This window comes from Micromonospora sp. IBSANI012 (assembly GCF_052814045.1).
Window position 1 is genome coordinate 1,724,007 of the sequence record NZ_CP199933.1, and the last position, 14,859, is coordinate 1,738,865.

The following is a 14,859-nucleotide window of genomic DNA, read 5'->3' on the forward strand; positions in this document are numbered from 1 at the left end:
GTGGCGGTGGCGGCGCTTCGCCGAGATCATATGGGGATGACCGACCGGGTCCGCCTGACCGATTACGCCCGTGGCGGCGGCTGCGCCTGCAAGATCCCGCCCGGCGAGCTGGAGGCGATGGTGGCCGGGCTGGGCCCGGCCGCCGGCACCGCCGAACTGCTGGTCGGGCTGGACCACGGCGACGACGCCGCGGTGGTCCGCCTGGACGAGCGGACCGGGCTGGTCAGCACCGCCGACTTCTTCACCCCGGTGGTCGACGACCCGTACGACTGGGGCCGGATCGCCGCCGCCAACGCGCTGTCCGACGTGTACGCCATGGGCGGCACCCCGCTGGTCGCGTTGAACCTGCTCTGCTGGCCGCGCGAGGTGCTCCCGCTGGAGCTGGCCCGTGAGGTGCTGCGCGGCGGGCAGGACGTGGCCCGGGAGGCCGGCTGTCACCTCGCCGGCGGGCACAGCGTCGACGACGACGGCCCCAAGTACGGCCTGGCCGTCACCGGCGTGGTCCGCCCCGAGGAGCTGATCACCCTCGACGCCGGCCGGGCCGGCCTGCCGCTGTCGCTGACCAAGCCGCTCGGCGTCGGGGTCTTGAACACCCGGCACAAGCGGACCGGCGAGCGGTTCGCCGAGGCGGTCGCCTCGATGGCCGCGCTCAACCGGGATGCCGCCCGCGCGGCGGTCGCGGCCGGCATCCGGTGCGGCACCGACGTCACCGGCTTCGGCCTGCTCGGGCACGCCGCGAAGCTGGCCCGGGCCAGCCGCCTCACGGTCGCGATCGACACCACCCGGGTGCCGTACCTGCCGGGCGCGCGGGAGGCCGTCCGGGACGGGTACGTCAGCGGCGGCACCCGGCGCAACCTGGAGTGGGTGACCCCCTGGACCGACTTCGGGTCCACCGACGAGGCGGGCCGGCTGCTGCTCGCCGACGCGCAGACCTCCGGCGGGCTGCTGGTCGCCGGCGAGGTCCCCGGTGGCACCGTGGTCGGCGAGCTGCTGCCCGCCGGCGAGCACCGCCTCGTGCTCCGCTGACCCGCCCGCCGGTCCGCCCGGCGAGGAGGAGCCGCGGCGGCGCGAACCCGACCCGAACCCGCCGGCCCCGGTTACCCGGATCGGGCACCATACCCGATAAAATGTCACCTTCCCGCTACTCGGCGCAACGGCGCCCGAGGAAATTCTGCCCGTAATGGTCACAGACCGGTAACTTGCCCCCGACTGAGGTCATATGCACCCCACCATCGTCAGTAAGGCCCGATCCGGAGGCCGTTGGGACGAACGCAGCGAGGAGGCGGCATGACCGAGCTGTGGAACTGGAGAATCGACGGGGCGGCACCCGTGGAGGTGTACCCCGCGCTGGCCGAGGCGCTCGGTCGGGTGGTGATGCCCCTCGCCGTCGCCGACCCGGCCCGGCTGCCCACGTACGCGGTGATCTGCGACGTGTGGGAGGCGCCGGGCGAGTTCGGCACGGTGGTGGACTGCTACGGGGTGCCCGAGCGACTCAACGAGCGCACCAGCATCGCCGCGCTGGCCCGGCTGCTGGACCGCAACTGCCTGCTGACCGACGACACCCTCGACGCCGGCCGGCACCTGCTGGTCGCGCCGGACGGCACGATCCGCCCGGTGCACTTCGACGTGACCGAGACCGACGACGGCGAGGTGCTCAGCAACCAGCGGCTCTGCACGCTGGCCCATCCCGGCTGCCGGGGCTGGTCCCGGTGCCACCGCTCGCGCTGGGCGCCCGACTCGGTCAACCCGGCCCTCGCCGCGGCCTGACCTCGCCGAGTCCGCCCCCGCCGGGGCCGACCCCCGCTCAACCGGCACCGACTGAGCGGGCCCCGAATGAGCCGGCCCGGGCTCAGCCGGCCCCCACCGAGCCGGCCCGGGCTCAGCCGGCCCGCGCCGGGCGCGAGCCGCGGACCTGCAGCTGGTCGAGCAGGGTCGCCGTGGCGGCGGCCACCGCGCGCACCGCCGCGTCGAACGCCTCGGCGTTGTGCGCGGCCGGGGCGCGGAAGCCGGAGATCTTGCGGACGTACTGCAACGCCGCCGCCTCGATGTCGGCCGGCGTCACCTCCGGCACGTACGGCTCACGCAGGGTCTTGATGCTTCGGCACATGGCTCCTCCTCGTTCGGGTCCACCCGGTCGGCCCGGATACGCTGTGCACGTCATGACTACCGCAGCCGCCAGCAGCCCGCGCACCTACCAGGTGCGCACCTACGGCTGCCAGATGAACGTGCACGACTCCGAGCGCATTTCCGGCCTGCTGGAGCAGGCCGGCTACGTGCGCGCCGCCGAGGTCGACGACAACCCGGACGTGGTGGTGTTCAACACCTGCGCCGTCCGGGAGAACGCCGACAACCGGCTCTACGGCAACCTGGGTCATCTGCGCCCCGTGAAGGACAAGCACCCCGGCATGCAGATCGCCGTCGGCGGCTGCCTGGCCCAGAAGGACCGCGGCGAGATCGTCCGCAAGGCCCCCTGGGTCGACGTCGTCTTCGGCACGCACAACATCGGCTCGCTGCCGGTGCTGCTGGAGCGGGCCCGGCACAACGCCGCCGCCGAGGTGGAGATCCTCGAATCCCTCGACGTCTTCCCGTCGACGCTGCCCACCCGGCGCGAGTCGACGTACGCCGGCTGGGTGTCGATCTCGGTGGGCTGCAACAACACCTGCACGTTCTGCATCGTGCCCTCCCTGCGCGGCAAGGAGAAGGACCGCCGCCCCGGCGACATCCTCTCCGAGGTGCGCGCCCTGGTCGACGAGGGCGTGCTGGAGGTGACCCTGCTCGGGCAGAACGTCAACTCCTACGGCGTCGAGTTCGGCGACCGGTACGCGTTCGGCAAGCTGCTGCGCGCCTGCGGTGACATCGACGGCCTGGAGCGGGTCCGGTTCACCAGCCCGCACCCGAAGGACTTCACCGACGACGTGATCGCCGCGATGGCCGAGACGCCGAACGTCTGCCACTCGCTGCACATGCCGTTGCAGTCCGGCTCGGACGACGTGCTGCGCGCGATGCGCCGCTCGTACCGGTCGGAGAAGTACCTGGGGATCATCGAGAAGGTCCGGGCGGCGATGCCGGACGCGGCGATCACCACCGACATCATCGTCGGCTTCCCCGGCGAGACCGAGGCCGACTTCCAGCGCACCCTGGACGTGGTCCGCGAGGCCCGGTTCTCCTCGGCATTCACCTTCCAGTACTCCAAGCGCCCCGGCACGCCTGCGGCCACCATGGACGGCCAGCTGCCCAAGCAGGTGGTGCAGGAGCGCTACGAGCGGCTGATCGCCTGCGTCGAGGAGATCACCTGGGCGGAGAACAAGCGCCTGGTGGGGGAGACCGTCGAGGTGCTGGTCGCCGTCGGCGAGGGGCGCAAGGACGAGCGCACCGGCCGGATGTCCGGCCGGGCCCGCGACGGGCGGCTGGTCCACTTCGACGCGGGTTCGCTGGTCGGGCAGATCCGCCCCGGCGACATCGTGCACACCACCGTGACGTACGCGGCCCCGCACCACCTCAACGCCGACGGCGAGCCGCTGTCGCACCGGCGTACCCGGGCCGGTGACGCCGCCGAGGCGGGCCGCTCCCCGCGTACCCCCGGGGTGCTGCTCGGGCTGCCCACGGTCGGCGCGCCGGCCGCGGCGCCCGCGCCGGCGACCGGCTGCGCCGCGCACTGACGCCACCGCCGACGGCCGGGACCTCCCCGTGGAGGCCCCGGCCGTCGCCGTGTCGGGGGCGGTCAGCAGGCGGTGCCGTTGAGCTTCACCGTGCCCGGCGCGGACGCCGCGCCGTTGGCGGTGAAGCCGATCGTCACCGACGCCCCGGCCGCGAGGGACCGCGACCAGTCGGGCGCGGCGGCGGTGACCGTCGTGCCGGACTGGGTGACCGTGGCGTTCCAGCCGCTGGCCAGGCTCACCCCGGACGGCCAGGCCCAGGTCACCGACCACGGGTTCACCGCTGCGGTGCCGGTGTTCTTCACCGTCAGCTCGCCCTGGAAGCCGCCCTGCCAGGCGTTGACCTGCTTGTAGCCGGCGGTGCAGCCGCCGGTCGGCGCCGGGGTCGTCGGCGTCGGGCCCGGGGTGGTCGGCGTCGGCGACGGGCCACCGCCACCCACCGGCGGGATCAGGTACGGCTGGAGGATGGCCTGCTTGGCGGTGTTGATGTTCGTCCAGTCGTCCAGCGCGATGCCGCCGGTGTCACCGGAGTTCGGGTTCCAGGACCAGTAGGTGAAGGACATCCCGTTGACCCCGGTGCCGGTGTAGGCCATCAGGTTCTCCAGCCAGACCTTGTCCTTCGGGTCGACCAGGGTCGTGCCGAACTCGCCCATCATGATCGGCGCGATGTTCTGCTTGTGCAGGTAGCCCCAGTACTTGTCCCAGATCGCCGGCATGTTCGCGGGGTAGTCGGGGGCGTCGAACCAGGCCTGGTGGTAGACCGAGGTGGCGTACTCGTGCGGCGAGTAGACCAGCCGGTTCGCCACGGTCAGCCGGACCGGGAACTGCCCGGCCTTCGACAGGTTGCCGCCCCACCAGCCGCAGTCCTCGTCGTTGCTGGGGTCGTTGTCCCAGACGTTCGACAGCCCGCCGCTGGGGCAGCTCACCCCCTCCACGAAGATCAGCCAGTTGGGCTGCACCCCGAGGATCGCGTTGCCGGCCCGCTCGGCCGCCAGCCGCCAGTCCCGGGCGGTGTCTGCGCAGCCCCAGCAGGCGCCGGTGGCGGCCGGGTTGGTGCCCTCGGCGTGCGGCTCGTTGTGCAGGTCCGCGCCGATCACGGTCGGGTTGCCCGCGTACCGCTGGGCGAGCATCTTCCAGTCGTTGATCCAGGTCGCCTCGGAGACGGTCGAGGTGTACCAGAGCGGCGACTGCCCGGCGGCGGTCGGCCGGTGCCGGTCCAGGATGACCCGCATCCCCTTGCCGCCGGCGTAGTCGATCACCTTGTCGAGGATCTGCAACGGGGAGAGCCCGACCAGGTCGGGGTTGACGAAGTCGTTGATCCCGCTGGCGGTCGCCCCCGGCTTCAGCGCGTCGTTGGAGTAGGGGATGCGCAGCGTGTTGTAGCCGAGGCCGGCCATCTTGTCGAGCTGACCGCGCCACGGGTTGCTCGACCAGAGCCCGTGGAACGTCTTGTTGTCCGTCTCCATGCCGAACCAGTTGATGCCGGTGAGCCGGACCGTGGCGCCGGTGCTGTCGACGATCTTGTTGCCGCTGGTGTGCAGGTAGCCGGTGCCGGTGCCGCCGACGGCGGCGGCCGCCGGGGTGGTGCTGACGGCGGCGGCGACGAGGACGCCGGCCGCGGCGGTGGCGAGCGCGGTGAGCGCGCCGCCGAGGGCGGTGGGTCGGTGCATGCGAGCTCCACTTCGGATGCCCCGCCGCGCCGTGGTCAGGCGGCGCGAGGGGCGGAGGGTCAGGTGGGTGGCCGCGCTCTTGCCCGGGTACGCGGACAGTGCGCGGCGGACGGCGTCACGTGGACGCCTCCACTCGCTACGGACACCGGCGACTCCCGACGGCGGTGTCCACCGTCGATGCCCTCGCGCCGGGGCCTGACCTGGCTCTGCCGCCCATTCTGATCAGCACACCTCGATGCGTCAACCGCCCCCACCAGGACCACGCTTTCCCACCCACCCCCGGCCCCACCCGGGTGCACTTTCCCGGAAAGCGGGCCTGTCCGCCGCCGAATAAGCCCGCATTCTCTGAATGTGCGCGGATCTTGAGGGGGTGTGGGGTGGGGGTGGATGTGCGGGAGCCCCGGTCCCGTCGAGGGACCGGGGCTCCCGGAGGGTTACGGCGTCAGCCGGCCTGCTCGGCGAGCTGGAGGAACTGCCGCTTGGAGGCGAGCGCCTGCTCGGCCTCCTTGATCCGGCGGGCGTCCCCGGCGGCCTGCGCCCGGGCCAGCCGCTCCTCGGCCTCGGCCACCTGCGCCCGCATCTGGGCGAGCAGCGGGTTGTCCTCCTTGGTGGTCCGCCGCCAGGCCGAGTCCATGACCTCGCGGACCTTGTCGTCCACGGTCCGCAGCCGCCGCTCCAGCCCGGCGGCGGCCTCGCGCGGCACCCGACCGGCCTCGTGCCACTGCGCCTGGATCTCCCGCAGCTTGGCCTGCGCGCCCTTCGGGTCGGCGTCGACGTCCAGCGCCTCGGCCTCGGCGATCAGGGCCTGCTTGCGCTCCAGGTTGGCCCGCTGCTCGTTGTCGCGGGCCGAGAAGACCTCGCTACGCCGGCTGAAGAAGGCGTCCTGGGCGGCCCGGAACCGTTCCCAGAGCTTCTGCTCGACCTCCTTGGAGGCGCGCGGCGCGGCCTTCCACTGGTTCATCAGCTCCTTGAGCTGGTTGGCGGTGATCGCCCAGTCGGTGGAGTCCTTCAGCTTCTCCGCCTCGGCGACCAGCTCCTCCTTGACCGTCTGCGCCTGCTTGCGCTGCTGGTCCAGGGAGGCGAAGTGGGCGCCCCGGCGGCGGGTGAACCCGTCCCGGGCGGCGGCGAACCGCTTCCACAGCTCACCGTCGGCCTTCTTGTCGACCCCGCGGATGGTCTTCCACTCGTCGAGGATCTCCTTGAGCCGGTCACCGGCGGTCTTCCAACCGGTCGACTCGGCGGCCAGCTTCTCCGCCTCCTCGACCAGGGCGGTCTTGCGGGCGAGCGCCTCGCCGCGGGCGGCGTCCCGGGCGGCCTTGGCCTCGCCGGCCTTCTCCTCGGCGACGGCGGCGAGCTTGTCCAGCCGTGCGGCCAGGGCGTCGATGTCGCCGACGACGTGCGCCTCGGCCAGCGAGGCGCGGATCCGACGGATCGTGGTCAGGGAGTGGCCGGCGTCCGCCGCGCCCGAGTTGAGCCGGGCCTCGGTCAGGTCCACCTCGGTCACCAGGTCGGCGAAGCGTCGGGCGAAGTGGGCCAGCCCCTCCTCGGGGGCACCCGCCTGCCAGGATCCGACCACCCGCTCGCCCTCGGCGGTCTTGACGTACACGGTGCCGTCCGCGTCCACCCGTCCGAAGGCAGTCCAGTCGCTCATGTGCCCATCCTCGTTCTCCCGGCGTCGACGGGGCGGACCCCGCGAACGCCGCCACGGCGCAGCCAAGTTACTCCCGGCATTGTCACAGGTCCGCCCCCGTGAGTGTGAAGCGCCTGTCGTCGACCGTGACCATACGGTGTCCTAGCGCTGCAATGACCGGATCGGCGCGGGGACGCACCGGCGCGTCCGGCTACCGTGAACCCGTGCCTCTGGTCGCCGCCGCCGTCTGCCCCCACCCGCCCCTGATCGTGCCCGAGCTGGCCGGCGCCGCCGCCGCTGAGCTCGACGACCTCCGCGCCGCCTGTGACGCCGCCGTCACCGGGCTGCTCGCCACCGCGCCGGACGTGGTCCTGCTGGTCGGCGACGGGCCGCGGACCACCACGTTCGACGCGGCGGACTACGGCTCGCTGCGGGCGTACGGGCTGGACCGGCGTGTCCCGCTCTGGAAGACCAACTGCGCCGGCGGCGAGCGGCTGCCGCTGAGCCTGACCGTCGGCGCCTGGCTGATCGGCCGGTCGGGAACCCCGCTGCCCCGGCTGGCCCGGTCGGTGGCGACCGACGCGTCGCCGGCCGCGTGCGCCGAGCTGGGGGCGGCACTCGCCGGCGAGCCCGATCGCCGGGTCGCGCTGCTGGTGCTGGGCGACGGCTCGGCCTGCCGGGGCCGGCAGGCGCCCGGCTACGACGACCCGCGCGCCGAGGCGTACGACGACGGGGTGGCCCGGGCCCTGGCCGACGCGGACGCCGACGCCCTGCTCGGCCTGGACCCGGTGCTGTCGGCGCAGTTGCGGGTGGCCGGGCGGGCGCCCTGGCAGGTGCTGGCCGGCGCGGTCCGCGCGGCCGGCGGCGACTGGCGGGGCGAGTTGCGCCACTACTCGGTGCCCTACGGCGTTGCCTACGTCGTGGCGTCCTGGGAGCCGGCGTGACCGGCGCGGTGGTGGCGGTGGTCGGTCCGACCGCCGCCGGCAAATCCGCGCTGAGCATCGCCCTGGCGCACGCGCTCGACGGTGAGGTGGTCAACGCCGACTCGATGCAGCTCTACCGAGGCATGGACATCGGCACGGCCAAGCTGACCCCGGCCGAGCGGGAGGGCGTGCCGCACCACCTGCTGGACATCTGGGACGTCACCGAGCCGGCCAGCGTCGCGGAGTACCAGCGGCTGGCCCGCGCGGCGGTCGACGACATCCTGGCCCGGGGCCGGGTGCCGCTGCTGGTCGGCGGCTCCGGCCTGTACGTGCGGGCGGTGCTGGAGCAGTTCGAGTTCCCCGGCACCGACCCGGCGGTGCGGCAGCGGCTGGAGGCGGAGCTGGCGGCGGTGGGGCCGGCCCCGCTGCACGCCCGGCTGGCGGAGGCCGACCCGGCCGCCGCGGCCGGCATCCTGCCCGGCAATGGCCGGCGGATCGTCCGGGCCCTCGAGGTGATCGAGCTGACCGGGGCGCCGTTCACCGCCTCACTGCCCGAACCGACCCCGTACTACCCGTCGGTGCAGCTCGGCGTCGACCTGGACACCGCGCTGCTGGACGAGCGGATCGCGCTGCGGGTGGACCGGATGTGGGCCGACGGGCTGGTCGCCGAGACCCGTGAGCTGGTCGGACACGGCCTGCCCGAGGGGCGCACGGCCAGCCGCGCGCTCGGCTACCAGCAGGTGCTGCGCTTCCTGGCCGGGGAACTGACCGAGACCGAGGCGCACGACGAGACGATCCGGGCCACCCGGCGCTTCGTCCGCCGGCAGCGCTCCTGGTTTCGCCGCGACCCGCGGATCCACTGGCTCGACTCGGCCTCGTCGGCGGTTGTCGACACTGCGCTGCGGATGGTCGCCGACCATCGGGGATGATGGGAGCGTGGAGTTCACCAAGGGCCACGGCACCGGCAACGACTTCGTCATCCTGCCCGACCCGGACGGGGCGCTCGACCTGACGCCCGGGCTGGTCGCCGCGATCTGCGACCGGCGGCGCGGCGTCGGCGGCGACGGCGTGCTGCGGGTGGTGCGGGCCGCGAAGCACCCCGAGGGCGCCGCCCTGGCGGCCGAGGCCGAGTGGTTCATGGACTACTGGAACTCCGACGGGTCGTTCGCGGAGATGTGCGGCAACGGCGCCCGGGTCTTCGTCCGCTACCTGCTGGAGAACGGGCTGGCCACCCCCGCCGGTGCGGCGCTGCCGGTGGCCACCCGGGCCGGCGTCGTACGCGCCCGGGTCGAGGCCGACGCCATCGCCGTCGAGATGCGCCGCCCCCGGGTGTACGACGCCTCGACCGCCACCCTGGGCGGGCTGACCCTGCCCGGCGCGGCGGTGGACGTCGGCAACCCGCACCTGGTCTGCGCGCTGCCGGCCGGGCTGGAGCTGGACACCCTCGACCTGACCCGGGCGCCCGAGTACGACGCCGGGGTCTTCCCGGCCGGGGTGAACGTCGAGTTCACCGCGCCGGGGGAGCCGGTCGCCGGCACCGACGGGCACGTGCTGATGCGGGTCTACGAGCGGGGCTCGGCCGAGACGCTCTCCTGTGGCACCGGCGCCTGCGCGGTGGCCGCGGTGGCCCTGCGCGACGCCGCCCGGGACACCGGCACGGTCGCGGTCGACGTCCCCGGCGGTCGCCTGACGGTGACCGTCACCGACGACTCCTGCTGGCTGGCCGGCCCGGCCGTCCTGGTGGCCACCGGCACCGTCACCCCCGCCACCCTGCGCCCCTGAGCCGTCGGCCCGCCGGCCCGTCGACGGGCTGACGGCGCGGCCCTGTCGCCAGGGAAAGGGTGACACGGGTGCAGCGCCCAGGAGACGACCCCTCGCCCGACACGCTTTGCTCTGCTGCCGCGGGCGCAACACCCGGTGTCCGGATATCGGACGTTCGGCGTTGCCGTGGGGGCAGCAGAGCAAAGCGGGTGACATGTGCCCGCCGACCCGCCAGGACGTGGCGCTGAGCCGACTCGTCCGTCCGGGGTCAGCGGGCGCACCCGCAGGCGGGCGTCAGGGGGTCGCGGAGGCGTTGGCGGCGATCTCGGGGAGGTCGGCCGGGCCGGAGTCGGCGGCCGGTCGCGGCGCGGTGGCCGGGTTCTGGGCGGCGGCGCGGACGGCGGCGGCGACCGCCGGGGCGACCCGGGAGTCGAAGACGCTCGGCACGATCACCGTCGGGTTGATCTTCTCCTCGCCGACCACGTCCGCGATGGCCCGGGCCGCGGCGATCGCCATCTCCTCGGTGAACTCCTCGGCGTGCGCGTCGAGCATGCCGCGGAAGACGCCCGGGAAGGCGAGCACGTTGTTGATCTGGTTCGGCTGGTCCGAGCGGCCGGTGGCGACGACCGCTGCGTGCTTGCGCGCCTCCCGCGGGTCGACCTCCGGGTCCGGGTTGGCCAGCGCGAAGACGATCGCGTCCTTCGCCATGGTGGCGATGTCGTCGCCGGTGAGCAGGTTCGGCGCGCTCACCCCGATGAAGACGTCCGCACCGCGGACCGCGCCGGGCAGGTCGCCGGCGTAGTTGTCCCGGTTGGTGTTCTCCGCCAGCCACTGCCAGGCCGGGTTGAGCCCGGTCAGGCCGCGGTGCAGGGCGCCCTGCCGGTCGTACGCGATGATGTCGCCCACGCCCTGGCGCAGCAGCAGCTTCATGATCGCGGTGCCGGCCGCGCCGGCTCCGGAGACGACCACCCGGACGTCCGCGAGCTGCTTGCCCACCACGCGCAGCGCGTTGGTCAGCGCGGCCAGCACGCAGATCGCGGTGCCGTGCTGGTCGTCGTGGAAGACCGGAATGTCCAGCGCCTCGCGCAGCCGGGCCTCGATCTCGAAGCAGCGCGGCGCGGCGATGTCCTCCAGGTTGATCCCGCCGTACGCGGGGGCGATCGCCTTGACGATCTGCACGATCTCGTCGGTGTCCTGGGTGTCCAGCACCACCGGCCAGGCGTCCACCCCGCCGAAGCGCTTGAACAGCGCCGCCTTGCCCTCCATCACCGGCAGCGAGGCGGCCGGCCCGAGGTTGCCCAGGCCGAGCACGGCCGAGCCGTCGCTGACCACCGCGACGGTGTTGCGCTTGATGGTCAGCCGGCGGGCGTCCGCCGGGTTCTCGGCGATCGCCATGCAGACCCGGGCCACCCCCGGGGTGTACGCGCGGGACAACTCGTCGCGGGTGCGCAGCGCCACCTTCGGGCTGACCTCGATCTTGCCGCCGAGGTGCAGCAGGAACGTGCGGTCGGAAACCTTGCGCACGTCCACGCCGTCCAGCGCGGTCAGCGCGTCGACCACCTGGTCGGCGTGGCTGGCGTCGGCGGTGTCGCAGGTGAGGTCGACGATGACGCTGGTCGGGTCGGAGTCGACCACGTCGAGGGCGGTGACGATCGCGCCGGCCTCACCGACCGCGGTGGTCAGCCGGCCGATCGAGGAGGCGTCCGCGGGTACCGCGATCCGGATCGTGATCGAGAATCCGGCACTCGGTAGTCGGGTGATTGCCACGGGGTCCCTCCGTCGACGCTGAGCGGCTCGCCAGGCATTTCTACCCGCCCGCCGAGGTCGCCCGGCAGCCGCCCCCGACTTTTGCCACCTCAGGGGCGGGCATATAGCAGGTGCGTCCGGCGTTGCCACATGTCAGGATTACTTTCCTTAGGCGTCAAAAAACGGACAGGAGACCGGTTTGCGGAACCAGGAGAGCTTCGTGCCCTTCGAGGACGAGGAGCTCGATGTCACCACCGGCGAGATGGAACTGTCGGAGCGTCAGTCGCTGCGGCGCGTCCCCGGCCTCAGCACCGAACTCACCGACATCACCGAGGTCGAGTACCGGCAGCTGCGCCTGGAGCGGGTGGTCCTGGTGGGCGTCTGGACCGAGGGCACGCAGAACGACGCCGAGAACTCGCTGACCGAGCTGGCGGCGCTGGCCGAGACGGCCGGCTCGCAGGTGCTCGAAGGGCTGATCCAGCGGCGCAACCGCCCGGACCCGGCGACGTACATCGGCCGGGGCAAGGTCGACGACCTGGGCGCGGTGGTCCTCGCCACCGGCGCCGACACCGTCATCTGCGACGGTGAGCTGTCGCCGTCCCAGCTGCGCAACCTGGAGCAGCGCACCAAGGTCAAGGTCGTCGACCGGACCGCGCTGATCCTCGACATCTTCGCCCAGCACGCCAAGAGCAAGGAGGGCAAGGCGCAGGTCGAGCTGGCCCAGCTCGAATACCTGCTGCCGCGCCTGCGCGGTTGGGGTGAGACGCTGTCCCGGCAGACCGGTGGTTCCGGTCGCGGCGGCGGCGCCGGCGGCGGCGTGGGTCTGCGTGGTCCCGGTGAGACCAAGCTGGAGACCGACCGGCGCCGGATCCGCACCCGCATCTCCCGGCTGCGCCGTGAGATCAAGGGCATGAAGACGGTACGCCAGACCAAGCGCGCCCGGCGCTCGCGTAACGCCGTGCCCGCGGTCGCCATCGCCGGCTACACCAACGCCGGCAAGTCGAGCCTGCTCAACCGGCTGACCGGCGCGGGCGTGCTGGTCGAGAACGCGCTCTTCGCCACCCTCGACCCGACCACCCGCAAGGCCACCACCTCCGACGGGCGGCTCTACACCCTCTCCGACACGGTCGGCTTCGTCCGGCACCTGCCGCACCAGATCGTCGAGGCGTTCCGCTCGACCCTCGAGGAGGTCGCCGAGGCGGACCTGGTGGTGCACGTCGTCGACGGCGCCCACCCGGACCCGGAGGAGCAGGTCCGCGCGGTCCGCGAGGTGCTCTCCGAGGTCGGCGCCGACCGGCTGCCCGAGCTGCTGGTGGTCAACAAGACCGACGCGGCCGACGAGGACACCCTGCTGCGGCTCAAGCGGCTCTGGCCGGACGCGATCTTCGTCTCCGCGCACAGCGGGCGCGGCATCGACGGGCTGCGACAGGCCGTCGAGGAGGGGCTGCCCCGCCCGGCGGTGGAGATCCACGCGGTGCTCCCGTACGACCGGGGTGACCTGGTGGCCCGGGTGCACCGGCAGGGCGAGGTGCTGAGCACCTCCCACCTGCCCGAGGGCACCCTGCTGCACGTGCGCGTCGGTACGGCGCTCGCCGCCGAGCTGGCGCCGTACGCCGCGGTGGAGGCGGTCGCCGGAGCGCGGTAGCGCTCCCGGCGTAACACGCCCGTTCACCGCGGCATGCGACACTGGCGCAATGCGCCGCGCTGTTTCCTCGGTCACGGTTGCCCTCGGTCTGCTGGGGGCCACCGTGGCGTCCACCGGTGTCGCCCTGGCGGCACCGGCGACCTCCGCTCCCGCTCCGAAGAAGCGCTGTACCGTCACCGACACGCGGCTGGACGAGCTCTCCGGGCTGGTGACCACGAAGACCGGCTACATCGTGGTCAACGACAGCTCGCTGCAGGACAACCGCAAGCGGGTCTTCTACCTGGACACGAAGTGCCAGGTCACCAAGGAGGTCCGCTACTCCGGGGCGGGCCCCTTCGACACGGAGGACCTGGCCGTCTCGCCGGACCGGCAGACGCTCTGGATCGCTGACATCGGCGACAACCCGGGCAAGGACCGGCGCCCCCGGATCGCGGTGTGGAGCATGCCGATCGGCGGCGGCAAGCAGCCGGTGCTGCACCGGATGTCGTACCCGGAGCAGAAGCCGCACGACGCGGAGGCGCTGCTCATCGGTGCCGACGGCCTGCCGTTGGTGATCACCAAGGTGCCGAGTGGCAAGTCGGAGATCTACACCCCGACGGGGAAGCTGCGCAACGGTGACACCGACCCGGTGCCGATGAAGAAGGTCGGCGAGATCAGCCTTCCGGAGACGACCACCGACAACCCGATGAACATCTTCGGTCGGGTGGCGATCACCGGGGCGGCCCGCTCGCCCGACGGCTCGAAGGTGGTGCTGCGCACCTACGCGGACGCCTTCGAGTACGACGTCACCGGTGGCGACATCGTGGCGGCGCTGACCACCGGCAAGCCCCGGGTCACCCCGCTGGCCGATCCGTTCGGCGAGGCGATCGCCTACACCTCGGACGGGAAGACCTTCCTCACCGTCTCCGACGGCGGCACCCTCAACGACGACGACCCGATCGACATCCTCGCGTACACCCCGTCAACGACCGGGGCCGAGGCGCTCCCCGGAGCCGACGGCGCCAAGAAGCCGGTGGCCGAGAAGTCCTGGTACGACTCGCTCAGCCTGGACCAGATCACGTACCTGATCGGCGCGATCGGCGTGCTCGGCGCGCTGCTGGTCGGTGCGGGCATCGTCGGCATCCTGCGGTCCCGGCGCCGGCCCGCGCCGGTCGACGACAGCCGGGACGGCGACGACCCGTTCTCCTCCGGAGCGATCGACCGGGGCGGCCCCGGCGACGGCTTCGGCCCCGGCGACCGGGACGGTCCGCGCGGTGGCGTCTACGGCGGCGCTCCGGCCGCCGGCGTCTACGGCGGCCCTGGGCCGGCCGGTGGCGCCCCGGGCCGGGCGCCCGGGGGCGGCGTCTACGGCGGCGGTCCCGGTGGCCGTCCCGACGGGCCCGGCGTGCCGGCCGGCGGGCGTCCGGCCGGGCCGGGCGGGGGCCGTCCCGGTGGCGGCGTCTACGGCGGCGGTCGGCCGGCGGGCGGCGGCGTCTACGGTGGCGCCCCCGCGGGCGCTCCCCAGGGCGGCGGTGGCCCGCGTGGCGGTGGCCCGGGTGGCCCGCCCGGCGGCGCGCCGAACGGCGGCGGACCGCGCGGCGGCGGTGACCCACGCGGTGGTGGCGGCGTCTACGGCGGCGGTGGACGTGGGGAACCCCCGCGTCGCCACCCCCGGGACCCGCGCTCCGGCCCGCGCCACGACGACGGGTACGACGACCCGCGGGGCGGCCAGTACGGGTACGGACAGCCGCCCGGCCGGGGCGAACGCTACTGAGCCGAGCAGCACCGCTGACGTGACCGGCCGGCCATGCCGGCAGGTGCCCTGACGCGACGACGGGTGGCAGCCCCT

The 14,859-nt window shown here is 73.6% G+C and carries 12 protein-coding genes; 8 read left to right on the forward strand and 4 right to left on the reverse strand.

All coding sequences use genetic code 11. The features are described from left to right. The first annotated feature begins 30 nt into the window (after positions 1 to 30). Both selD and ACTWM8_RS08125 read left to right on the forward strand, forming a co-directional pair. Positions 31 to 1,026 (forward strand): selenide, water dikinase SelD, encoded by a 996-nt coding sequence (gene selD / locus ACTWM8_RS08120; RefSeq protein WP_446213264.1) that lies wholly within the window; start codon positions 31 to 33, stop codon positions 1,024 to 1,026. Between the two features lie 261 nt (positions 1,027 to 1,287). Next, positions 1,288 to 1,767, forward strand: coding sequence for a hypothetical protein (locus tag ACTWM8_RS08125; RefSeq protein WP_280836429.1), 480 nt, complete (start codon positions 1,288 to 1,290; stop codon positions 1,765 to 1,767). A gap of 112 nt (positions 1,768 to 1,879) precedes the next feature. Here ACTWM8_RS08125 and ACTWM8_RS08130 read toward each other — a convergent pair whose 3' ends face one another. Beyond that, complete coding sequence (locus ACTWM8_RS08130) at positions 1,880 to 2,107, reverse strand: DUF2277 domain-containing protein (protein ID WP_154942825.1); 228 nt, start codon at positions 2,105 to 2,107, stop codon at positions 1,880 to 1,882. Between the two features lie 52 nt (positions 2,108 to 2,159). Between ACTWM8_RS08130 and miaB the strand changes: the two genes are divergently transcribed. Further along, positions 2,160 to 3,659, forward strand: a complete 1,500-nt coding sequence (gene miaB / locus ACTWM8_RS08135) for a tRNA (N6-isopentenyl adenosine(37)-C2)-methylthiotransferase MiaB (RefSeq protein ID WP_446213265.1) — start codon at positions 2,160 to 2,162, stop codon at positions 3,657 to 3,659. A 62-nt stretch (positions 3,660 to 3,721) separates the two neighbouring features. Here miaB and ACTWM8_RS08140 read toward each other — a convergent pair whose 3' ends face one another. Next, on the reverse strand, positions 3,722 to 5,326 hold the full coding sequence (locus ACTWM8_RS08140) for a cellulase family glycosylhydrolase (protein WP_446213266.1): 1,605 nt from the start codon (positions 5,324 to 5,326) through the stop codon (positions 3,722 to 3,724). Positions 5,327 to 5,768: 442 nt separating this feature from the next. Beyond that, a complete protein-coding gene (locus ACTWM8_RS08145) occupies positions 5,769 to 6,977 on the reverse strand; it encodes a DUF349 domain-containing protein (protein ID WP_446213267.1) in 1,209 nt (402 codons plus the stop codon). 152 nt (positions 6,978 to 7,129) lie between these two features. Between ACTWM8_RS08145 and ACTWM8_RS08150 the strand changes: the two genes are divergently transcribed. From ACTWM8_RS08150 to dapF, 3 genes are read left to right on the forward strand one after another with little or no spacing between them, the layout of a single operon-like run. Further along, positions 7,130 to 7,900 carry a hypothetical protein gene (locus ACTWM8_RS08150; RefSeq protein ID WP_446213268.1) on the forward strand — a complete coding sequence of 257 codons (771 nt, stop codon included), beginning with the start codon at positions 7,130 to 7,132 and terminating at the stop codon, positions 7,898 to 7,900. After that, on the forward strand, positions 7,783 to 8,808 hold the full coding sequence (miaA, locus tag ACTWM8_RS08155) for a tRNA (adenosine(37)-N6)-dimethylallyltransferase MiaA (protein ID WP_446214497.1): 1,026 nt from the start codon (positions 7,783 to 7,785) through the stop codon (positions 8,806 to 8,808). The genes ACTWM8_RS08150 and miaA overlap by 118 nt, the downstream gene beginning before the upstream one ends. 7 nt (positions 8,809 to 8,815) lie before the next feature. Then, positions 8,816 to 9,661 (forward strand): diaminopimelate epimerase, encoded by an 846-nt coding sequence (gene dapF / locus ACTWM8_RS08160; protein ID WP_446213269.1) that lies wholly within the window; start codon positions 8,816 to 8,818, stop codon positions 9,659 to 9,661. 273 nt (positions 9,662 to 9,934) lie between these two features. On the opposite strand, the gene ACTWM8_RS08165 is transcribed toward dapF, so the two are convergent. Then, positions 9,935 to 11,407 carry a malic enzyme-like NAD(P)-binding protein gene (locus tag ACTWM8_RS08165; RefSeq protein WP_446213270.1) on the reverse strand — a complete coding sequence of 491 codons (1,473 nt, stop codon included), beginning with the start codon at positions 11,405 to 11,407 and terminating at the stop codon, positions 9,935 to 9,937. Between the two features lie 178 nt (positions 11,408 to 11,585). On the opposite strand from ACTWM8_RS08165, the gene hflX reads away from it, so the two are divergent. Together hflX and ACTWM8_RS08175 are read left to right on the forward strand one after the other, a co-directional pair. Beyond that, the gene (gene hflX, locus ACTWM8_RS08170) at positions 11,586 to 13,031 is read left to right on the forward strand and encodes a GTPase HflX (RefSeq protein WP_446213271.1); all 1,446 of its coding nucleotides are present in this window, start codon (positions 11,586 to 11,588) and stop codon (positions 13,029 to 13,031) included. A 49-nt stretch (positions 13,032 to 13,080) separates the two neighbouring features. After that, the gene (locus ACTWM8_RS08175) at positions 13,081 to 14,784 is read left to right on the forward strand and encodes a hypothetical protein (RefSeq protein ID WP_446213272.1); all 1,704 of its coding nucleotides are present in this window, start codon (positions 13,081 to 13,083) and stop codon (positions 14,782 to 14,784) included. Positions 14,785 to 14,859: the final 75 nt, after the last annotated feature.